This window comes from Halomonas sp. EF61 (assembly GCF_040147045.1).
GTDB lineage: Bacteria > Pseudomonadota > Gammaproteobacteria > Pseudomonadales > Halomonadaceae > Halomonas > Halomonas litopenaei.
Genome location: NZ_JAMSHM010000001.1, coordinates 1,867,831 through 1,888,955, shown reverse-complemented (window position 1 = coordinate 1,888,955; position 21,125 = coordinate 1,867,831). Strand labels below are relative to the sequence as shown.

Genomic DNA, 21,125 nt, shown 5'->3' with positions numbered 1-21,125 from the left:
CTATCTCCTTGCAGCCAGGCAGGTAAGCGAAATACATCATCCTCTGACAATCTAGCACGATCACCGCCCATCGCTAGCCTCCCAGCCAACGCTCGGACGAGGTAATCCGCCACACGGCACAACGCCAGACGCCGTCCGGCAACTGCGAAGCCCCTTCACGTCAGTGCCAAGCCACTCACGACAGCGCCACCTGGGACATGACCATCGCGTGGCCGCTTATGATAGCGCCAGCTTGAGGATGATCACGGCGAAGACCCTCACGATAGCGCCACCTTGAGCATGACCGCCGCGTGGCCGCTTATGACAGCGCCAACTTGAGGATGATCACGGCAATCACCGCCACCGTCAGCCACTTGACCACCATGGCGCCACGGGAACTCATGTTGACCTTCACCGCCAGCCAGGCCCCGGTCATGCTGCCGGCAGCCAGCACCAGGCCGTAGCTCCAGCGCACCTGGTCGTGCCACAGGAAGATGGCCAGCGCCGGCAGGGTGTAGACCAGGATGATCAGTACCTTGAAGGCGTTGACCTGGCCAAGATCGATCTTGAGCATGCGATAGAGCACGATCATGAACAGGATGCCGACACCCACCTGCAGAAAGCCGCCATAGAGCCCGATGACAAACATCGCCAGATAGACCCCAGGGGTCAGTCGCTCGACGGTCAGCGGGCGGGTGTCGAGCTTCGGCTGGGGCAACAGCATGATGATCGCCGCAGCCACCATCACCACCATCAAAATGGTTTCGAACAGGGCGTCGCTGACCCTGAGCGCCAGCCACACCCCCAGCATCGAGCCCAGTACCGCGGGCACCGACAGGCGCAGGCTGAGACGGATATGACGGGCGCCGGCGCGGAAAAAGTTGGCCACCGCCGACACGCTTTGCAGGGTGATCGACACCCGGTTGGTACCGTTGGCCACCTGCGGCGGCAGGCCCAGAAACATCAACAGCGGCAGGGTCAGCATCGAGCCCCCGGCCGCCAGCACATTGATAAAACCTGCCACGATACCCGCAAGCAGCAGGGCCACTCCCTCGACTGGCGTCATCTGTCGTCCTCTGTTCGAATCATCTACCTTGTCACCCTGCCCACCCGCTCTGATGTACCCTAGGCGCTGGACACCATCCTGGAGGCCTTGCATGAGCGACTTCGTCGTCGATCCGCGCCTCGTCGCGGACAGCTACCCCATCACCGAACTGCCACTGTGTCAGCTGCGGCTGATGGACGACGCCCGCTATCCCTGGCTGGTGCTGATCCCGCGCCGCGCCGAGGTGAGCGAGGTGTACGATCTGTCCGAACAGGACCAGCAGCAGCTATGGCGAGAGGCCACCCGCATCGGCAAGGCGTTGAAGGCCTATGCCAGCGGCGACAAGCTCAATATCGCCAGCCTCGGCAATATGGTCGCGCAACTGCACATCCACGTCATCGTTCGCCACCAGGGCGACCCCGCCTGGCCGGGCCCGGTGTGGGGTCAGGGCCAGGCGACGCCCTACGACAAGGACAGCCTTGCCGCCACCAAGGACCGTATCCTGGCGCTGGCAGGCGGGCTGTCCTTCAAGGGTTGAACGAGACGGTGTGATGCTCGGGGCAGTGCCCCGGGCATGGCCCCGGGCCGCCAGATAGCGGACTACAGCCCAGGTCCCATCGCGAAAGCCAGGTCGAAGCGGCCTGGCTCAGGCTCCCAGTCCCCCTGGTCGCCCTCCGGGGGACATCAGTGGCAGGCTGGGGTCGCTGGCGCCGACCTGAGACATCAGCAGGATCCCGAGCCCGGCGATCAACAGCCCCCCGGTCAGCGCCACCAGCGCACCCAGCCGCGCCATCACTCGACCACGAGCGGCGGAGGTCCGTGCGGCACGGGCGGCGACCCAGTCCCGCGCCAACACGCTGGCAAGCCCCAGCGTCGATACCGTCAAGGCAGTACCCAGCGACATCGCCAGTACAGCGGCCACCCCCATCCAGGGCTGGCCGAGCAGGCTGGTCACCCCCATCAGCAGCACCGCCCCGGAGCAGGGTCTTGCGCCGATCGCCAGCACCGCAAGCCAGGCCTCCCGACGCGGCCCGTGGGGCGAGACATGATGATGGCCGGAGCAGCAATCGTGGTGTTCGTGGTGACCGTGGTATTGGTGGTGGCGGTGCGGTTCATGAGGGCCATGGTGGCCATCATGAGAAGGCGCCGGGTCCGCCGAGGAGGATCGCGCGATCTTGAGCAGTCGTCCAAGCGCCCGTGCACTCAGCCACAGGCCCAGCAGCGCGACCAGCGCAAAGCTCAGTCGCTCAACCCAGACCACGCTGCCCAGAGCCTCCCGGGTCAGCCAGCCAAGCCCCTGCACCAGCGCCAGGATCAGCACGATGGCCACCGCACCCTGCAGCAGGGCGGCCGCCACCGACAGCGCCAGGGCCCGCCGCCAGGCTCCGCCCTGGGAGACCAGGTAGGCGCTGATCACGGCCTTGCCGTGGCCTGGCCCGGCGGCATGGAAGACACCGTAGAACAGGCTCAGGCCGATCAAGGTCAGCCAGGCGTCGGAGGAAGGCGTCCGGTCGAGCAGCGTTACCGCCTGGGTCAAGCGGCGGTGCAGGTCGGCCTGCATGGCGATGACCCAGTGTCCGAGGGCGTCCAGCGCTCCGCTGGCCTCGAGCGCCAGGATGAGCACCGCCACCACGCCCAGCGCCAGAGCCAGCTGCAGCCAGGGTCGTTGCCTGCTCAGCATGACACCCGCCCCGTCTCGGCAAAGAAGCGACCGAGCCCCTGGGGGGCGCTATCGTCGACATCGAGCTGGGCCGCCGCCATGACCTTCTCGGGATCGGGGTCGGCGACGATGATCGACGCCTGACAGGCATCCGGCACGCTCAACGCCTGGGCCAGAGGCCCCTCGTCGTCGGCTTCGTGCACCACCTCGACGTAGTAGGAGGGATCGAAGACGCGATATTCCAGGGTACTGCCGGCAAGGTCCTGAGGCTCGGCCAGCGGCAGCCGAAAGTGCAGCACCACGCGCTCGTCACGGGCCATCACCGTGGCTTCGCTGACCGCTGCGAAGGCCAGCGCCTTGCCGTCGACCTCGGCCTCGGTAAAGAAGTCCCGAGGCGCAAGATTGACCAGCATGTCGCCCCCCAGGCGATCCAGCGCGGCGTCCTGGCCATCCTCGGCGGCGCGAGCCTCCTCGAGCAGCACCAGGCTGTAGAAGGGATCCAGGCGCCAGCCACAGGCCGGCGCCCAGCGCGAGAGACAGAAGAAATGCCGCCACGGCGCGGCGATGCAAGTCCAAAGCGGCCTGAAATCCGGCCACAGCACGCGAGAGATAGATCAACGGGCGAGTCTTCCTTGTAGTTCGACAAACAGGGGTTCCACCACCGCAGGCGGCAGGCGCCGCCCGCCACGGTAGCCTTGCAGCGAGACGCTGGCACCGGAGGCGCCGGCAGGCTCGACCCGCGCCTCGAGGCGATAGCCCGGCGGACGTGCCAGGGAGGCGTCGATGCGCCCCAGTTCGCCGTCGGCCTGGGTGATGACATAGCCCTGCTCAAGCAGCATCGCCAGGGTTTCGTTCAGGGCCGGCCCGGGCGCTACCGCGACCAGCATCTGGCGCGGCGGCTCGGCTACCGACGATGAGCTGGCGCACCCCGACAGCCAGACGGCCATCAGCACCACCGCCAGCAGTCTCTTTCCGGGGGCCTTTCGCTCCACTGATGTCCACCTTCGCGTCATTGCACACCCCCGCTGCTGGATGCCACCGATGCCAGTTGCTGACGCACCGATGCACAGAAGTCGGCGTCACTGGCGGTGCGCGACTCACGTAGCTGGCCGGTCCAGTCAAACAGGCGAATATCCCGCGTCAGACGGACGTCCTGGCCATCCAGCGCCACCGAGACCCGCTCGACCCGGGTCGCATCGTCGTTGGTACCCCAGCCCCAGGAGCCAAAGCCGACCCCTACGCCGGCGCCGACGTGGCCACCGCTGCCACCCAGCACGAAGCCGCCCAGGCGTGGGCGCACGGCGTCGGCGTTATGGTAGGTGGTGCGCTCGGTCTTCTCGGCGCTGACCACCCCGAGTGCGGTATCGGTATCACGCACCAGGAAGTCGCGGCCTTCCAGCACCGTGACCACATCGGCCAGGGATACCGAGCCGGCTACCACCGGCCATTGACACCCGGACGAGGGAGCGGGTTCCGCCACCGGCATCTGCTGAGGCGTGCTCTGACAGGCGCTTAGCCAGGGCAACAGGCCCAGCACCGCCACTGATGAGCATTTCGCCCAAATGTTGCGGCCTCTATCGGGCAAATTTTTGTACATTTGCATCAGGACCTCCCAGCCAGGGGCGTGAAATACTGTCAAGAGTCTACGCTGTCCCGAGCCACGGGCAAACGCTCGCCCAGCCGAACCTCGGGTCCAGCGGCGATCCGCCTGTCGCCCCTCAGGCGTGCGCCCACCTTTTCACCAGAGGACCGACCATGAACCTGTTGATCTGCCCCGACAGCTACAAGGATGCCCTGGCCGCCAGCGACGCCGCCCGCGCCATGGCCGAGGGGGCCCGCCGCGCCGACCCGGACATCACCATCGACGAGTGCCCCATGGCCGATGGTGGCGAGGGCAGCCTCGACGCCCTGCTCGGCGCCACCGGGGCCGAAAAACGCAGCGTCAGGGTACAGGACGCCTTGGGGCGCCCCGCCGAGGCCGCCTGGGGTTGGCACCCAGAGTCCCGCACCGGCTATATCGAGCTGGCCGAGGCCAGCGGCCTGCAGGCGCTGGGCCCGTCAGAGCGCACCGCGCTGGACAGCACCACCCACGGTGTCGGCGAGCTGATCCTGGCCGCCCTGGACGCTGGCGCCGAACGCCTGTTGATTACCCTGGGCGGCAGCGCCACCAACGACGGGGGCGCCGGCATGCTGGTGGCCCTGGGTGCACGCCTGCTCGACGCCGACGACCAGCCGATTCCCCCCACCGGGGCGGGACTCGAGGGACTGGCACGGGTGGATCTGTCGGGGCTCGATTCGCGCCTGGCCGATGTCAGGGTGGAGGCGGCGGTGGACGTGGACAATCCGCTGCTGGGCGAGCGCGGCGCCAGCGCGGTCTTCGGTCCCCAGAAGGGTGCCAGCGAAGCCGATGTAGCGCGCCTGGACGCCGCCCTGGCGCACTGGGCCGACAAGGCTGCCGAGTGCCTCGGCGAGGACCTGCGCGACGCCCCCGGCACTGGCGCGGCCGGGGGCATGGGCTTTGCCGTCGCTGCCTTCCTTGGCGGCGAGCTTCGCCCAGGTATCGAGATGATCATGGAACAGGCCGGCATGGACGAACGCCTGGCACGAGCGGATCTGGTGATCACCGGCGAGGGTCAGCTCGATGGCCAGAGCCTGTCGGGCAAGACCCCGATCGGCATTTCGCGGGCGGCCCGCGCAAAGGGGGTGCCAGTGATCGTGCTGGCCGGTCGTATGGCGCCAGGCTGGCAGGCGGCGCTGGACGAGGGCGTCAGCGCCGCCTTCGCCCTGGCCGACGGCCCGATGGCACTGGACGAGGCGCTGGAACGCTGCGCCGAGCTGCTCGCCGATCGCAGCGAGAACCTGATTCGCACGCTCCAGGCCATCGGCCGTTGAAGGGAGGCTCGGCCTACCAAGGTGACAGGGCTGCCCTTGAAAGCGGCCTTCGTCGTCCCTATGTCATCCCTACGTCATAGGCAGGCGTCATCAATGGACGCTATCGTGGCGATGGAAGAGATTCACTCTCCAACGCCCTCCCTTAGGGATAGACTGGAACACAGCGATCAAGGAGGTATTGCATGAGCGACACTAACGCCATCGGCCTGCATTCAGGCAGCGCCAGCGATCTGGCCGAAAAGCTCAACGAGCTCCTGGCCAACTACCAGATCTTCTACATGAACGTTCGTGGCTATCACTGGAACGTGAAGGGCTCGAACTTCTTCGAACTCCACGAAAAATTCGAGGAATTCTACACCGACCTGCTGGCCAAGGTGGACGAGGTCGCCGAGCGCATCCTGACCCTCGGACACAAGCCGGTTCACGCCTACAGCGACTATATCTCGCTGTCGCGCATCACCGAGGCCAAGGACGTGCATGACGGCGAAGCCTGCGTGCGCGGCGTGCTGGAAGGCTACCAGCGGCTGATCGAACTGCAGCGCGAGATCCTGTCCGTTGCCTCCGACGCCGACGATGAAGGCACCGCCTCCCAGGTCGGAGACTACATCCGCGAGCAGGAAAAGACCGTGTGGATGCTGGGCGCCTACCTGGGCTGACCCCCTGGCGACCCACGCAGTGCAAAGGAAGACGCCCCGCTCGGCTTGAGCGGGGCGTCGTCGTTTACGGCGGTCCCTTCAGGCGTCGTCGACGGCCTGACCATCGTTGCCCAGCGTCGCCGGCGACTGAGCCGCCCTTTTGAGCTCCTCCGGCAGCGGCTTTTTCATACGCGCGCCGAGGCGTTCGAGCTCGAGCGCCTGAGCGACCAGGCTGCCCTGGCCCTGGGACAGCCGGTTCATCGCCTGGTGATGACTGGCGCTGGCGCGCTCCAGGTGCTTGCCGACGTCGTCGAGGCTGTCGACGAACCCCGAGAACTTGGCCAGCAGGCGCTCTGCCCGTGACACGATGACCCGGGCGTTCTCGTTCTGGCGCTCCATGCTCCAGAGCCCCGCCACGGTACGCAGACTGGCCAGCAGGGTGGTCGGGGTGACCACCACCACCTGGCGGTCGAAGGCTTCCTGGAACAGCGAGGGATCACGCTCGAAGGCCGCGGCGAAGGCCGGTTCCACCGGTACAAACAGGAACACGAAGTCCGGCGAATGCAGCCCCGGCAGGGCCGGGTAGTCCTTGGCGGCGAGTCCGCGGATATGGCTGCGCAGCGAGGTCAGGTGGGCGCTCATGGCGCTTTCGCGCTCGGTCTCGTCGTCGGCGTTGACCACCCGGGTCCAGGCGGTCAGGGAGACCTTGGCGTCGACGATCAGGTGGCGATCCTCGGGCAGGTAGATGATGGCGTCGGGACGCTGGCGTCCCTGCTCGCCGTTCATCGACACCTCGCGACGGTACTCGATGTCGCGCCGCAGGCCGCTGCGTTCCAGCACGGTCTCCAGCATCAACTCGCCCCAGCCGCCCTGGGCCTTCTGGTCGCCCTTGAGCGCCCGGGCAAGCCCCGCCGCCTCCTCGCCGAGGCGGGCGTTGAGACCCGCCAGCTGCTCGATCTGGGCCTTGAGCGATACCGCCTCGCGGCTGTGCTGTCCGGTCAGGTCCTCGACCCGTTGGCGGAACTGGTCCACCTGCTCGCGAAACGGCTTGAGCAGCGACTCGAGTCCCTCGCGGCTCTGGGTCTGGTAGGCCTGCTGGCGCTCGTCGAAGACCTGGCCTGCGAGCCGATGAAATTCCTGCTTGAGCTGCTCCCGGGAGGATTCCACCAGCGCCATCTGCTCGCGATGACGCGCCGCCATCTGCTCGCGCTCGGTCTCCAGGCGGGCATTGTGCTCACGCACATCGGCGAGCTGCTGACGGGCGGCGCCGAGCTCGCCCCGCTGGGTCTCGAGCTGCTCTCGGCTGGCGTCGAGCTGGGCATCGCTGATGGCCAGCTCCTGCTCGAGCTGGCGTGCGGCCTCGCGCCGCTGCTCGAGCTGAGCCTTGGTCGTCTCGAGCTCTGCTGCCAGGGCCTGTTCACGCCGCTGCCCCTGTCGATGCCCTCGCCAGGCCAGCGCCAGCAACGCAATCGCCAGCAGCGAGACGCCGGCAAGAGCCGGCGCCAGGGGCTGGGCGAACAGTGACTCGAGAGCCGGACTCATCTCAGCCTCATATCAGCGGGTGCCCTCGGCCAGGTCGCCGATCAGCGCCTTGAGCAGGCCGTAGAATTCCTCCACCGAAGCGATCTCGACGCGCTCGTCCGGCGAGTGGGCGCCGCGAATCAGGGGGCCGAAGGAAATCATCTGAAGCTCGGGGTACTTGCCGCCGAGAATCCCGCACTCGAGCCCGGCGTGGATGACCTTGATCTCCGGGTCCACCGCCAGGCGCTGACGATGCAGCTCACAGAAGCGCTTGAGCAGGTCGCTGTCGGGCTGAGGCGTCCAGCCGGGGTAGCCGTTCTCGACCCGGGTACGGGCACCGATCAGCTCGAACAGCGCGGTGAAGCGCTCGGCCAGATCCATGGTGGCGCTGTCGCGCAGTGAACGCACCAGGGCGCACAGGTGAAAGCGGCCGTTCTCGAGGCTGACCACGCCCAGGTTGTTGGAGGTCTCGACTACGCCTGGCACCTCGACGCTCATGCGCTCGACACCGCAGGGCGCGGCATGCAGCGCCGCCACCAGCAGGCGGCTGGCGTGGCGGGTCAGCGCTTCCTCTCGCGGCGTGGCGCAGGGCTCCAGGGTCAGCCGCAGGCCCTCGTCGACGCCGGACAGCTCTCGGCGCATATCGGCCTCGAGGCGCTCGATGCGCGAGCGCAGCGCGTCGATCTCGTCCCGAGGCACCATCACCACCGCCTCGGCCTCGCGGGGGATGGCGTTTCTCAGGGTGCCGCCACGGTAGTCGACCAGGCGCACCTCGCAGCTGTCGAGGGCGCGCAGCACCCGCACCAGCAGGCGATTGGCGTTGCCCAGCCCCTTGTCGATATCGATCCCGGAGTGGCCACCACGCAGTCCCTTGAGGCTCAGCGTCAGCGCTTCTTCATCCTCGCCCACCGACTCCACCGGCAACTGGGCCTCGACCACCACGTCGGCGCCACCGGCACAACCGATGTAGACCTGGCCACGGTCCTCGGAGTCCAGGTTGAGCAACAGGCTGCCCTCCAGCCAGCCTTCGGCCAGATTCAGCGCACCGCCCATGGAGGTCTCTTCCTCCAGGGTGAAGATCGCCTCCAGCGGACCATGGACGAGCTCATCATCGCCGAGGATCGCCAGCGCCGCCGCCACCCCCAGGCCATTGTCGGCGCCCAGGGTGGTCTGGTCGGCCTTGAGCCAGCCATCCTCGACCCGCGTGACGATGGGATCCCGGGTGAAGTCGTGGGGCTTGTCGGCGTTGGCCTGGGCCACCATGTCCAGATGGCCCTGGAGGATCACCCCCGGTGCCCCTTCGCGCCCGGGGCTCGCTGGCTTGGACAGACGCAGGTTGCCGTAGGCGTCACGGTCGTGGGCGATGCCGTGCTCGTCTGCCCAGGCTTCAAGGATCTCGACCAGAGCCGCCTCGTGGCCCGAGGGGCGCGGCGTGTTGCACAGGGTACGGAAGTGACGCCATACGGCGGTCGGAGCGAGGCTATCGAGATGTTCGTTCATGATGTCTATGTCTGCCTTTGCGAATGTTGGCACTCTACCCTCGCCCCGGGGCCTTGGAAAGGGCCTCCAGCAGTGCCAGGGCTCGGCCCACGGCGTCCCGCAACCATTGCTTGACCTGTGCCTTGCCGCGCAGCGATAGCCCCTGCGCCAGGGAACTTTCCGAACGTCCCTGAAACGCCCACGCTGCGAGCCAGGCCAGACTGTCGTGGTCATCGTCAGCCTTGGACATGGACGACGACATGGGCGGCGACAGTGACAGCGACGCCAGCCGGCGAACCAGGGCCTGGATGGCCGGACGCGCCAGCGCCGGCTCGCGCTGGCCCCTGGCCAGGTCCTGGAGCTCACGACGGTCATCGGCGTCGAGCGAAAAGCGGTCTTCGGCGTCGAGCGAGAAGCAGTCCTCGACGCTCGCCAGCAACGCCAGCACCAAAGGTGGCGACAGGCGTGTCAGTTCGAAGGCCAGCAGCCCCGGCAACTGCCGCTCAAAGCGCCGCGACAGCCGCTCGATCAGGTCCCGGTTGTGCTCCCCCAGGGCCAGCGCCACCATCACCGCATGCTCGCCGGTGGCGGCCTCCCGGGTCAGTCCCAGGCGCACCGGACGAAAGCCCTGCGCCTGCCAGAACGCCAGCAGCTCCGGATCGGCGCCGAAGCTCGCCCCCAGCAGCGCCTTGCCGGCCTGTTCGGCCTGGCATGCCGCCTCCTGGATTAGCCTCGCCCCGCACCCCAGGCGGCGCCAGTCGGGGTGTACGGCAATCCGGGTGATGCGGGCGCTGGGTGCCTTCAGCGCCGCTGCTTCACCAGCGTGGGCCGCCAGCGACTGGGCCATCAGGTGACCACGCGGGCGTCGCCGTCCCAGCAGCACTCGCTCGGCCAGATCGGCATCGAAGCCGCCCTCATCGACGTACACGCACACCGCCAGCGGCGCACGTGGTGTACCAAGGATCGAGATGCGGGTCGCCGGTGCGTCAAGCAGCACCCGCAGGTCCGCCGGGGTGGTGCGGTAGTGAGCCTGGACCAGCAGGCCGAAGATGGCTCTCAGGGAGGCTTCGTCCCGGGCCAGGACCTCGCGATCGAGCGTGGTACAGGGCAGCTCGGCCAACTTTTGACCAGGACAAGGCGCACTCACCCTCGCCCCCTTCGGCACTGTGGGAAGTTCTGCATCCAGGCACAGCAGCGCGTCGATGGCCCGCTCAAGGGGGTCTCCATCGGCCCAGCGTATCGGCGTCCTGAGCGCGATGTCCTGCCACTGGGGCGTCTGCGCCTCCAGATGACGACGAAAGCGCAACGCAAAGCCTCGCCCCGAGCCCTCGTAGCCGTGCACCGTGGTGGCGAAGGCAAGCCGCGGAAATGCCGCCAGCCACTCGCCCAGCAGCGCCGCCGGAATCGCCGCCGCCTCGTCCACCAGCAGCAGCGAGCCGGGGCCGCCGGCTTCCCCCCGGGCGACGGCGTCCGTCAGAGCGTCAGGGGCGATAAAACGCACCCGCCCCCCGGGCGCCTCGAAGCCCCTTTCGTCGCCCTGTCCCTCGGGCAGCAGCGCCGCCAGGCGCTCGAATACCGGCGCCACCGAGGACGCCCGTGGCGCGGTCACCAGGATATCCAGCGGCGCCTGGCGCTGCTGCTCGGCCTTGACCAGCAAGCGGGCGCAGGCGATGCCCAGCGCCGCCGACTTGCCGCGACCACGGTCGGCGGTGATCACCAACGGGCGGCGACGCCTGAGCCGCGTCAGCCGACGTACCACCTCGGCCTGGTCGGGGCTCAGGCAATCCGGGTCGGCGCTGTCTAGACACGGGCTGTCTGGACAAGGGTTGTCTGAACATGAGCCATCGGCAAAAGGGCTTTCCTGGCCATCATCGGGCGTTGCCGTCAGGCCCTCCCCCTGCCGCCAGCGCAGCATCCCGGGAAAACCCGCCAGCAGCCGATGGCAGCGCTCTAGATAACGGCTCGTGAGCTGTTCCGGCCGCCAAGGGTGAGCCGCCAGGCGGCGGTAGTCGTCGTCGGGTCGGCGGCCACCGTCGTCGGCGGTCAACAGCACCAGCAGGCCTCCCGCCACCAGGGTGCCGGCCACCGCCCCCAGGGCGTCAGGATCGAGGCCAGTGCCTGGCGAGGCGGCGTCGAACACCACCAGGTCGTGCTCGCCGCCGAGCCGGGTACGCGCCTTGGCGGCGGGAAGGCGCTCAAGCGACGGCGGGGGGTTGCCGGCCCTGTCATGGGCCCCGTTGCCGGCCCTGGCACGGGCCCCGGTGCCGGCCCTGTCAGGGGCCCCGTTGCCGGCACTGTCATGGGCCCCGGTGCCGGCACTGTCAGCAGACTTGTCGATCGACGTTTCCCCGACCCACAGCGGCGCCGACCATCCGCCTTGGGCCAGGCACTCGTGGGCAACGCCCCGCGCCCGGTCAGGAGCCTCGCTCACCCACAGCAAGCCGCGAAAGCGCCGCCCTCGCAGTTGCTGTCGAAAGGCAGCGAGCCGCGCGAGGTCCTGTCGGGTCAAAAAGTGGGACATTAAGGCTCCCTGATAAATCAACTTTGGTCTAAAGGCTGCGCCGATTAAACGATCGAGCCGACTACGGCAGCGCAGCATAGATGTCGCTCTAACTTATTCATTTTGCTGAATTGTCGAAACTTTTTCTCACGCTATCGACTGTGCAGTCGCCAAAAAAGTGTGCCGTTTCATCGACATGGGTCGCATCGATCATCTCTTGAAGACCGTGCTAGCTTGATGAAGCCGAGGCGCCATCGTGGGCCAACCCCACGCTGGAACGCCACTACCCCCAGGCACCGAACCCAAGACAATGGCCCAGGGTGCCAGACGCAATTTCGGTGAGGCAGCGATCGCCTCCTTTGCACAGAACACAACAACCCACGGGGAGCACCTGCATGAAGCAAATGACCAAGTTTACCCTGACCAGCATGGCTGCCGGCATCGCCCTGGCCGCCCTGTCGAGTGGCGCCATGGCCCAGGAAAAGTGGACCATGACCACCACCTGGCCGGAAAACCTCGACCTGATCCAGATCGACAAGCACTGGGCCGAACTGGTCAACCAGCTGGCCGGGGACGAGATCCAGATCGAGTTCTACGCCGGCGGCACCCTGATGCCCGGCACCGAGGTCTTCGACGCCACCGAGACCGGCAGCATCCAGGCCGCCGGCGACTGGCCGGGCTACTGGGCCGGCCGCAGCCCGGCGTTCTCGCCGCTGGCAGCCACCCCCAGCCTGTTCAACGGCATGGACTACCTGAACTGGATCACCCAGTGGGGCGGCTTCGAGCTCTACCAGGAGATCTACGGCCAGTACAACCTGGTCTACCTGCCCTACGGTATCACCAACAACGAGTCCGGCTTCCGCGGCGGCACTCCGATCGCGTCTCTCGCCGACATCGAAGGCAAGCGTCTGCGTCTGTCCGGGCGTGACCAGGGCCGGGTGCTCGAGCAGCTTGGTGGTTCCCAGGTCACCCTGGCCGGCGGCGAGATCTACCAGGCCATCGAGCGTGGTGTGGTCGACGGCGCCGAGTTCTCGACCCCCGGTGTCGACTACAAGGCCGGCTTCTCCGAGGTCGCCGACTACTGGATGACGCCGGGCTGGCACCAGTCTGCCAGCGTGTTCGGCGTGATGATCAACAAGGACGCCTGGGACGCTCTGTCCGAGGAGACCCAGGAGAAGCTGAAGATCGCCTCCGAGGCCACCATGGCCTGGTCGCTGGCCTGGTCCGAGAAGCAGTCCACCGAGGGTACCGCCAAGTTCCTCGAGGACGGCACCACCATCAACCAGCTGTCCGAGGAAGACCTGGCCCAGATCCAGGAGGTCACCAACCAGGTGATCGTGCAGGGTTCCTGCGAGGACCCGATGCTCGGCAAGGTCTACCAGTCGATGATCAGCTACATGCAGGACTACGCCCAGTGGCGTGACGTCTCGGTGCCCTACAACATGAGCCGCGTCACCGACAACCTGCCGTCGCTTGACGAGATCGAAGCCTGCCTCGAGTAACAACCAGGCACGTTTCTGTCACTACCGGCCGGCGGCTCTCTGCGCGAGGCCGCCGGTCATCGTTGGACTTCGACGAGAACCCCACCATGAACGCCATTGCCAAGGCCATCGACTGCTTGAACGAGTGGTTCGGCCGTTTGATCGCTCCGCTGATCGCGATCATCACCCTCGTGGTGGTCTACGACATCGCGATGCGCTTCTTTATCGGACGCCCCAGCGACTGGGCCTTCGACGTCACCACCATGCTGTTCGGTACCCATTTCATGCTGATGGCCGCCTACGGGCTGCGCCATCACGCCCATGTGGAGGTGGACATCGTGAAGCAGCTGCTGTCCCGGCGCGGTCGCGCACTGATCGACCTGCTCGGCTACCTGCTGTTCTTCACCCCCTTCATCATCATGTTCATTACCTATAGCTGGCGCTTCTTCGAGCGCTCCTGGAGCCGCGCCGAGTCCACCTACGGCATCGTCTCGATCCCGGTCTATCCGGTGAAGGCCGTGCTGGTCATCGCCAGCGTGCTGATCCTCTTGCAGGCCATCGCCATCGTCATTCGCGCCATCAATGAGCTGACAGGCCAGGGCGTGGAGGAAGCCAAATGAGCGCTGAACTTCTGACCATCTTCATGTTTGCAGGCCTGATGCTGGGGCTGTTCATGGGCCACCCGCTGGCCTTCGTGCTGGGCGGTGTCGCGGTACTCGGCGCCTGGTTCGGCCCCGGTCCCCAGGTGCTCGGCATCATCATCAACAACATCTATGGGCGCGCCATGGACAATTATGTCCTGGTGGCGATCCCGCTGTTTATTCTGATGGCGCGCTTTCTCAACGACTCGGGCGTCACCGAGAAGATGTTCGAGAGCATGCGCCTGTTGCTCGGACGCGTGCGCGGCGGCCTGGCGCTGACCGTGGTCATCGTCTCGGTGCTGCTGGCGGCCACCACCGGCATCGTCGGCGCCTCCATCGCGGTGATGGGCCTGATCGCCCTGGCACCGATGCTCAAGTACGGCTACAACAAGGGCCTGTCCGCCGGCGTCATCATGGCCAGCGGCTGTCTCGGCATCCTGATTCCGCCAAGCATCATGCTGATCCTGATGGCCAGCTACTCGCCGGTGTCGGTGGGCGCGCTGTTCGCCGGCGCCCTGGTGCCGGGTCTGCTGCTGGGCTCGATGTACGCGCTCTACGTGCTGGTGATCTGCCTGATCAAGCCCGACTTCGGCCCTCCTGTAGGCGCCGAGGAGCGTGCCGAGACCAGCACCGGGGAGCTGGTGATCCGCTTGTGCAAGTACGTACTGCCACCGATGAGCCTGATCCTCGGGGTGCTGGGCGCCCTGTTCACCGGTATCGCCACGGCCACCGAGGCCTCGGCCATCGGCGTGACCCTGGCCTTCCTGCTGTTCCTGATCTTCGGTGATCGCAAGCTGTCGACCTGCTACAACACCTTCATCGAGGCCGGCAAGACCACCACCATGGTGATGTTCGTGCTGGTGGGGGCGACCGCCTTCACCGGGGTGTTCTCCATCGGCGGCGGCATGGACGTGATCAGCGAACTGGTGCTGGCGATGCCCGGTGGCACCACCGGCGCACTGATCCTGATGTTCCTGCTGGTATTCGTGCTGGGCATGTTCCTCGACTGGACCGGCATCGTGCTGCTGAGCTTCCCGATCATGCTGCCGATCATCGAGACCATGGGCGTCGACATGCTGTGGTTCGTGGTGATGGTGGCGGTGGTATTGCAGACCTCCTTCCTGACCCCGCCCTTCGGCTATGCGCTGTTCTACCTGAAGGGCGTGGCGCCACCGGAGGTCGAGACCCTCGACCTGTACAAGGCGGTGATCCCGTTCTGCGCGCTGATATTGATTGCCTGCGTGCTGATGTCCTACTTCCCCGCCCTGGTCACAGGCCTGCCCTCGATGCTGCTGGGCTACTGACCCTCAGGGTAGCCTCCAGCACAACCACACAGCCCCCGCTTCGCGGGGGCTACTCGTTTAGAACGACGATTTTGACAGTGCGTTTCCGGCATATTCTTCGACTTTTCACCCCCTCGCGCTCCTGATTGGGTAAAGCCTCGACGCCGTTCCTGCATCGTATTAAGAGTTCTTAGACACTCTGTGCAAGGGCAGCATCATGGCCAACGTGACCCGCTTCACCCTCTCCGCCTCCGATGCCTATCCGCTCGGCGCCAGCCACTTCGAGGCCACACAGCCGCTACGTGGGGTGGTGATCATTCACTCCGCTTCGGCGGTGTCACAACGCCTTTATCAGGCCTTCGCACTATTCCTGGCCGAGCAAGGCTTCCACGTGCTGAGCTACGACTACCGCGGCATCGGGCGGTCGCGACCGGAGCATCTCGAGAAACTGGGGGTGCGCATGCAGGACTGGGCCGAGCTAGACGCCGACAGCGTGACCCAGTGGGCTCGCCAGCACTGGCCGGACTTGCCGCTGCTTGCCATCGGTCACAGCTTCGGTGGCCATGCCATCGGCCTGGGCGACGCCAGTCGACACTTGAGCGGCGCGGTGCTGATCGCCTGCAATGCCAGCTGTCTGCGCTTCATCTCATCACCCTGGCTGCGGCTGCGCGCCTGGATGCTGTTCAAGCTGGTGTTTCCCATGCTGTCCCGGATCAATGGCTATGTGCCCTGCCGACGGCTTGGTATCAGTGAGGACGTGCCGGAGGGGGTGGCCCGCCAGTGCAGCCGCTGGACCAGCCTGCCGCGCTACTTCTTCGACGACCCGGAACTCAACGCCGAAGTGCGATTCGCCCGCGTGACGTTACCTCTGCTGGTGGTGGGGCTCGACGACGACCCCTACGCCAGCAGCGACAGCATCGATCTGCTGGCCGGTTACTTCACCGGCGCTTCGATCAAGCGCCTGCAGCTGTCTCCCAGGGTCATGGGCAGTGGTGTACTAGGGCACCTGGAAGGATTTCGCCGCCGCCACCGTGACACCCTGTGGCCGCTGATCTCCTCCTGGCTGGTGGAACAGGCCCCGTCGACGAAGATGGATAGCGCGTCAGTCGAGCCCTGGACCACCATCGCCGACGAGGCTGGCCCCCATGGGGCCAGCGTTCAGGGAGCCGGCGGCTAGACAGCGGCGGTAGGATCAGTCGGCGCGAATTCGCATCAGGGTGCAATACGCCACCGGCAGGATCACCAGGGTCAACAGGGTGGCGACTCCCAGACCGAACACGATGACCACCGCCATAGAGGCGAAGAAGGCATCGGTGAACAGCGGCAGCATCCCCAGCATGGTGGTCACGGCGGCCATGGTCACCGGCCGCACACGACTGACCGCGGCCTGGATCACGGCGTCGTGGGCATTGTCCTGCTGGCCACGCTGCACGTTGATCTCTTCCATCAGCACGATGGCGTTCTTCAGCACCATGCCGATCAGGCTCAAGGTGCCGAGCAGCGCCATGAAGGTGAAGGGCGCCCCGAGCAACGCCAGGCCACCGATGATACCGATCAGCATCAGCGGCACGATCGACCAGATCGCCAGCGCCTGGCGCAGCCGACCAAACAGCAGCACGGTGATGATGAACATGCCGAGCAGGCCCATGGGCAGCGATGACAGCAGCGCCTTCTGGGCGTCGCTGGCGGTTTCGTACTCACCGCCCCATTCGATGGCGTAGCCCGGCGGCAGCTCGATGGCCTCGACCTGGGGACGCAGCCGCGCCAGCACACTGGCGGCGGTCTCACCGGACAGCGGCATCGGCTCGGCGTACACCGCCAGCATGCGACGCCGGTCACGACGCTTGATCAGCGGATCACGCAGCTCGGTGTGCAGCTCGCCGAGCACGTTGCCGGCGCTGAGATAACGTCCCTGCTCTTCACTCCAGACGTTGACCGCGCTGAGGTTGTCGATGTCGTGGCGCTGGTCCTCTCGGGAGCGCATCACGATCGGAATCAGCTCGCTGCCTTCGCGGTAGACGCCGACCTGCTCGCCGTCATTATTGAGCCTGAGCGCCTGGTGCAGGGCGTCCCGGGTGACCCCGACGCGACGTGCCTGTTGCTCGAGGAACTCGGGCACGATGACGCTCTCGCGATTGCTCCAGGACAGTCGGATGCTGTCGGTCATCGGCTCGTCCTGGAAGATGCCACGCACCTTGGCGCCCAGGCGGTGCAGGGTCTCGGGGTCGTCACCGTAGATGCGCGCCTCGATGCTGGCCTTGGCCGAGGGGCCGACCTGCAACGCCTGGACCTTGTACTGGACCCGGGGGAAGTCCTCGCGCAGGGTCTCGATCACCTCTTTCATGCGGGCTTCCCGGGACGCGCGGTCCTCGGTCTCGACGATCAGCTGACCAAAACTCGCATAGCGGTCCTCGGGGGCATAGGTCAGGGTGAAGCGCTGTGCGCCGCCACCGATCACGCTGGTCACCCGGGTCACGTCCTGCATCTCCAGCACCTGCGTCTCGAGGCGCGCGATGGTGCGCTCGGTCTCCAGCACGTCGGTGCCCTCCGGCAACCACACATCGGCAAAGAACAGCGGTGTGGTGGCGTCGGGAAAGAAGGCGTTCTTGACCTGCCCCGACAGCGACAAGGCACCGGCCAGCAGCGCCACCGCCAGCACCAATGTCAGGTAGCGGAATCGAACCCCCAGCACCAGCAGGCGGCGAAACACCCGGAACAGCAGGCCACGATAGGGATCGCTATCCCCCTCCTCGCCCGCTTCGATGCGTTCCTTGAAGAACAGATCGAAGAAGAAGGGGGTCAGGGTCAGGGCGGTGATCCAGCTCAGGAACAGCGAATAGCACAATACCCAGAACAGTGACCCGACGAACTCGCCGGTAGCGTCCGGCGACAGCCCGATGGGAGCAAAGGCGGTGATCGCGATGACCGTGGCACCCAGCAGCGGCAGGCGATTCTGACCGACCACCTCCAGCGCCGCCTGGCGCTTGGTCTTGCCCCGGGCAAGGCCGATCATCATGCCCTCGGTGACCACGATGGCGTTGTCCACCAGCATGCCGAGGGCAATGATCAAGGCGCCCAGCGAGATCTTCTGCAGCTGGATGCCGTGAATCGACATCATGATGAAGGTGCCGAGGATGGTCAGCAGCAGGATCAGGCCCATCAGCAGCCCGCTACGCACCCCCATGAACAGCAACAGCACCAGTATGACGATGCCGACCGCCTCGGCCAGGTTGATCAGAAAGCCGTTGACCGCGTCCTCCACCACCTCGGGCTGGTGGTAGACGGTGGCCAGTTCCATGCCCAGCGGCATGCGCTGTTCGAGCTCGGAAAGCCGCTTCTCGACCCGTTCGCCGACCTCCACCACGTTGACGCCGGAACCAAACGAGATGCCGATGGACAGCGCGGACTGCCCCCCTGCGTGGTAGAGCAACTGGGGCGTATCGGTGGTCTGGCGAGTGACCTCGGCGATATCGCCAAGGCGGATCAGGCCGTCACCGGGGCGGCCCACCACCAGCCGCTCGAGCGACTCGACGCTGTCGAACTCGCCGGTGGGCTGCACCGACAGCGACAGGCCATCGAGCTTGATATGGCCCGCGTCGCCCACCACGTTCTGGGCGTTGAGCAGGTCACTCAACTGCTGTGGCGAGATCCCCAGCGCGCGCATCCGGTCACGGTCCAGCGACACCACCACCTGGTCCTGCACGGTGCCGGCGATGGCGACCTTCTTGACCCCGTCGACCAGGCGCAGCTCCCGCTGCAGCAGGTCGGCGTGGTCTTCCAGGTCCTGCTGGCTGTAGTCCTCGCCGGTCAGGGTCAACAGCAGGCCGAAGACGTCACCGAAGTCATCGTTGACGATGGAGGTCCCGGCGCCGGGGGGCAGCTCGGCCTGGACGTCGCTGATCTTGCGCCGCAGCAGGTCCCAGTACTGGGCAAGTTCGTGCTCGCGCACCGTGTTCTCGAGCTCCACGGTGATCTGCGACAGGCCGTCGGCGTTGACCGAGCTGACCCGCTTCAGGTCGGGCATCTGCTGGATCGCCTTCTCCAGGCGCAGGGTGACCTCCTCTTCTACCTGTTCCGGCGTGGCGCCGGGGTACTGGGTCGAAATGATGGCGTTGCGGATGGTGAACTCGGGAAACTCCAGCTGCCCGAGCCCGAAGAAAGACACCACCCCGCCGACGGCCAGCAGCAGGGTGATCATCCAGCTGATGACCTTCTGGCGCAGAAAGTAGTCGACCATCGATCAGAGCCCCTCTTCCTTGATCCAGGGTCGTACCCTGCGTCCTTCCTGCATGCGTTCGGCACCGGCGGCGACCAGCCGGTCGCCGGCCTCGAGCTCGCCCTCGATCAGCATCCCCTGGGTGGTGATGCGCCCCGGCACGACCGGCACCGCCTCGACACGTCCAGGGCCGTCGGCGCGGGACTCGTCGTCGGGCACGAAGCGCCACACCACCGCCTGGTCAGGCTGCGATTCCCGCGTGGCCACCGCCGCCACCGGCACCCGCCAGGGATCCTGGCTATCACCGGTCAGGGCGCTCATGTCCAGCAGCACCGTGGCGCTCATGCCCGACAGCACCGTGATGTCGTCGGGTTCAGGCAGGGTCAGGGTGACCTCATAGCTCAGCGACCCCTGGCTGACGCTGCTGTCGTGCTCCTTGTAGCGGGCCGGGTAGCGCTGCTGCTGGTTCTCGGCGAAGGTCACCCAGACCACCGCATCCTCGCCGTCCTGCACCGCCTGGGCGCGCTCGTCATTGATCCGGCGGACCTGCTGCTCCGGCAGCTGGAAGGTCACGTCGATGGATCCCGGCTGCTGCAGCTCGGCGATGGTCTGCTGGGCACCGACCACCTGATAGTTGTCCACCGGGACCGACGCAATCACGCCGCTGAAGGGCGCGCTGAGCTCGGTGTAGCTGAGCTGGTCCTGGGCCTGCTTGAGCTGGGCCTGGGCCGACAGAAACTCGGCACGCGCCTCGTCGAAGCGGGACCGACTGATGGCACCACGCTCCAGCGAGATACGCATACGCTCGTAGGTCGCCTCGGCCAGGTTGTAGCTCGAACGGGCGTTGGCCAGCTGGCTCTTGGCATCACGATCATCGAGGCGGGCGATAAGGTCCCCCGCTTCCACCTCATCCCCCGGCTGCACGGCCAGCTCGCGCAGTTCCCCACCGACCCGGAACGACAGCTCCGAACGCTCCGAGGCCTGCACCTGGCCGGGATAACGCATCAACATGCCCTGGCGCCCGGCGTCCAGCGACACCAGCTTCACCGGGTGTACCTGCTGCTGGGACAAGGGCGGCTGGTCGGATTCACAGCCGGCGACAAGCGCCACGACGGCAAGCAGACTGAACCTGGCCAGCAGGCGCTCAAGGCGCGACGTCGGAGGAAACGTAGAGAAGGTCATGGGGGCTCCTGAGGCGTCAGGGACGCGAGTTGTCGTGGCGAACGGCAATGGCGTCCCAGGCCATCGCAAAGGCCTGGTCGATATTGGTGTGGGTGGGCTCGAACGGGTGGCTCCCCTGGCTCTGCACCAGGTGGTAGATCGGGCGGAACATGAAGCTTTCCAGCAGCGCAAGCCCAACCGGCTTGAGCACGCCATCCCGATGCCCCTGGGCGATGGCATCGAGCAAGGGCGCCAGGCGCAGATCGTTGCGCTCGCGGACCCGATCATTCATCCATACCGAATGGCTGAAGGCGTCGTGGAAGCGAAACAGGCGCGGCTGGTCGAGGGCCAGATGAAACAGCGCATGCCACATCTCGCGCAGCGCCTGGCGCAGCTCAAGTGCCGCATCGAAGGCCTCCAGGGCGGTATCGATCAGCTGGTCACAGACGTGCACAAAGGTCGCCTCCAGCAGGGCGTCCTTGTCGGCAAAGTGGATATAGAGGGTGGCGGGCGACACCCTGGCGCGACGCGCGATACGGGCCACCGAGGCCACGCCGAAGCCGTGCTCGGTGACCTCGACCAGGGTCGCCTCGAGCAGTGCCACCCGCTTGGTGTCGTCGCGTGGGCGCATG

At 66.5% G+C, this 21,125-nt stretch carries 18 protein-coding genes; 7 read left to right on the top strand and 11 right to left on the bottom strand.

From position 1 onward, the window contains the following. Nucleotides 1-298: 298 nt before the first annotated feature. Complete coding sequence (locus tag NFI08_RS08350) at nucleotides 299-1,045, bottom strand: sulfite exporter TauE/SafE family protein (RefSeq protein ID WP_124804986.1); 747 nt, start codon at nucleotides 1,043-1,045, stop codon at nucleotides 299-301. A 91-nt stretch (nucleotides 1,046-1,136) separates the two neighbouring features. On the opposite strand from NFI08_RS08350, the gene NFI08_RS08345 reads away from it, so the two are divergent. Continuing rightward, nucleotides 1,137-1,562, top strand: a complete 426-nt coding sequence (locus NFI08_RS08345) for an HIT family protein (RefSeq protein ID WP_045991397.1) — start codon at nucleotides 1,137-1,139, stop codon at nucleotides 1,560-1,562. A gap of 108 nt (nucleotides 1,563-1,670) precedes the next feature. Here NFI08_RS08345 and NFI08_RS08340 read toward each other — a convergent pair whose 3' ends face one another. The 4 genes from NFI08_RS08340 to NFI08_RS08325 are packed head-to-tail and all read right to left on the bottom strand — an operon-like array spanning nucleotide 1,671 to nucleotide 4,227. Beyond that, nucleotides 1,671-2,705: a nickel/cobalt transporter gene (locus tag NFI08_RS08340; protein ID WP_349588561.1), complete on the bottom strand. Its 1,035-nt coding sequence runs from the start codon at nucleotides 2,703-2,705 to the stop codon at nucleotides 1,671-1,673. Next, nucleotides 2,699-3,286, bottom strand: a complete 588-nt coding sequence (locus NFI08_RS08335; RefSeq protein WP_349588558.1) for a DUF1007 family protein — start codon at nucleotides 3,284-3,286, stop codon at nucleotides 2,699-2,701. Before NFI08_RS08335 ends, NFI08_RS08340 begins: the two co-directional genes overlap by 7 nt. 12 nt (nucleotides 3,287-3,298) lie before the next feature. Then, nucleotides 3,299-3,676: a hypothetical protein gene (locus NFI08_RS08330; protein WP_315900718.1), complete on the bottom strand. Its 378-nt coding sequence runs from the start codon at nucleotides 3,674-3,676 to the stop codon at nucleotides 3,299-3,301. 17 nt (nucleotides 3,677-3,693) lie between these two features. Beyond that, on the bottom strand, nucleotides 3,694-4,227 hold the full coding sequence (locus NFI08_RS08325) for a hypothetical protein (protein WP_108195008.1): 534 nt from the start codon (nucleotides 4,225-4,227) through the stop codon (nucleotides 3,694-3,696). A 212-nt stretch (nucleotides 4,228-4,439) separates the two neighbouring features. Here NFI08_RS08325 and NFI08_RS08320 point away from each other — a divergent pair, with 212 nt between their 5' ends. Both NFI08_RS08320 and NFI08_RS08315 read left to right on the top strand, forming a co-directional pair. Further along, on the top strand, nucleotides 4,440-5,576 hold the full coding sequence (locus tag NFI08_RS08320; RefSeq protein ID WP_349588553.1) for a glycerate kinase: 1,137 nt from the start codon (nucleotides 4,440-4,442) through the stop codon (nucleotides 5,574-5,576). Nucleotides 5,577-5,758: 182 nt separating this feature from the next. Further along, nucleotides 5,759-6,232, top strand: coding sequence for a Dps family protein (locus NFI08_RS08315; RefSeq protein ID WP_108131144.1), 474 nt, complete (start codon nucleotides 5,759-5,761; stop codon nucleotides 6,230-6,232). 78 nt (nucleotides 6,233-6,310) lie between these two features. On the opposite strand, the gene NFI08_RS08310 is transcribed toward NFI08_RS08315, so the two are convergent. Genes NFI08_RS08310 through NFI08_RS08300 form a run of 3 tightly spaced genes read right to left on the bottom strand, consistent with a single transcriptional unit; the run spans nucleotide 6,311 to nucleotide 11,732 of the window. Further along, nucleotides 6,311-7,753 carry a DNA recombination protein RmuC gene (locus tag NFI08_RS08310; RefSeq protein ID WP_108448437.1) on the bottom strand — a complete coding sequence of 481 codons (1,443 nt, stop codon included), beginning with the start codon at nucleotides 7,751-7,753 and terminating at the stop codon, nucleotides 6,311-6,313. A 12-nt stretch (nucleotides 7,754-7,765) separates the two neighbouring features. Then, the gene (locus NFI08_RS08305; RefSeq protein ID WP_287163381.1) at nucleotides 7,766-9,232 is read right to left on the bottom strand and encodes an aminoacyl-histidine dipeptidase; all 1,467 of its coding nucleotides are present in this window, start codon (nucleotides 9,230-9,232) and stop codon (nucleotides 7,766-7,768) included. A 34-nt stretch (nucleotides 9,233-9,266) separates the two neighbouring features. Beyond that, the gene (locus NFI08_RS08300) at nucleotides 9,267-11,732 is read right to left on the bottom strand and encodes a GNAT family N-acetyltransferase (protein ID WP_349588548.1); all 2,466 of its coding nucleotides are present in this window, start codon (nucleotides 11,730-11,732) and stop codon (nucleotides 9,267-9,269) included. A 374-nt stretch (nucleotides 11,733-12,106) separates the two neighbouring features. Here NFI08_RS08300 and dctP point away from each other — a divergent pair, with 374 nt between their 5' ends. The 4 genes from dctP to NFI08_RS08280 all read left to right on the top strand — a co-directional run bounded on the left by dctP (nucleotide 12,107) and on the right by NFI08_RS08280 (nucleotide 16,293). Then, nucleotides 12,107-13,213 carry a TRAP transporter substrate-binding protein DctP gene (dctP, locus tag NFI08_RS08295; protein ID WP_045991388.1) on the top strand — a complete coding sequence of 369 codons (1,107 nt, stop codon included), beginning with the start codon at nucleotides 12,107-12,109 and terminating at the stop codon, nucleotides 13,211-13,213. Nucleotides 13,214-13,299: 86 nt separating this feature from the next. Further along, nucleotides 13,300-13,812, top strand: a complete 513-nt coding sequence (locus NFI08_RS08290; RefSeq protein ID WP_045991387.1) for a TRAP transporter small permease subunit — start codon at nucleotides 13,300-13,302, stop codon at nucleotides 13,810-13,812. After that, nucleotides 13,809-15,137 (top strand): TRAP transporter large permease, encoded by a 1,329-nt coding sequence (locus tag NFI08_RS08285; RefSeq protein WP_045991386.1) that lies wholly within the window; start codon nucleotides 13,809-13,811, stop codon nucleotides 15,135-15,137. The genes NFI08_RS08290 and NFI08_RS08285 overlap by 4 nt, the downstream gene beginning before the upstream one ends. Before the next feature lie 196 nt (nucleotides 15,138-15,333). Beyond that, nucleotides 15,334-16,293, top strand: coding sequence for an alpha/beta hydrolase family protein (locus NFI08_RS08280; protein ID WP_045991385.1), 960 nt, complete (start codon nucleotides 15,334-15,336; stop codon nucleotides 16,291-16,293). A gap of 15 nt (nucleotides 16,294-16,308) precedes the next feature. Here the strand turns inward: NFI08_RS08280 and NFI08_RS08275 are convergent, their stop codons facing one another. Genes NFI08_RS08275 through NFI08_RS08265 form a run of 3 tightly spaced genes read right to left on the bottom strand, consistent with a single transcriptional unit; the run spans nucleotide 16,309 to nucleotide 21,124 of the window. Then, nucleotides 16,309-19,353, bottom strand: a complete 3,045-nt coding sequence (locus NFI08_RS08275) for an efflux RND transporter permease subunit (protein WP_108448434.1) — start codon at nucleotides 19,351-19,353, stop codon at nucleotides 16,309-16,311. Between the two features lie 3 nt (nucleotides 19,354-19,356). Then, nucleotides 19,357-20,514 (bottom strand): efflux RND transporter periplasmic adaptor subunit, encoded by a 1,158-nt coding sequence (locus NFI08_RS08270; RefSeq protein ID WP_108131137.1) that lies wholly within the window; start codon nucleotides 20,512-20,514, stop codon nucleotides 19,357-19,359. A gap of 16 nt (nucleotides 20,515-20,530) precedes the next feature. Beyond that, nucleotides 20,531-21,124, bottom strand: a complete 594-nt coding sequence (locus tag NFI08_RS08265) for a TetR/AcrR family transcriptional regulator (RefSeq protein WP_108448433.1) — start codon at nucleotides 21,122-21,124, stop codon at nucleotides 20,531-20,533. Nucleotide 21,125: the final 1 nt, after the last annotated feature.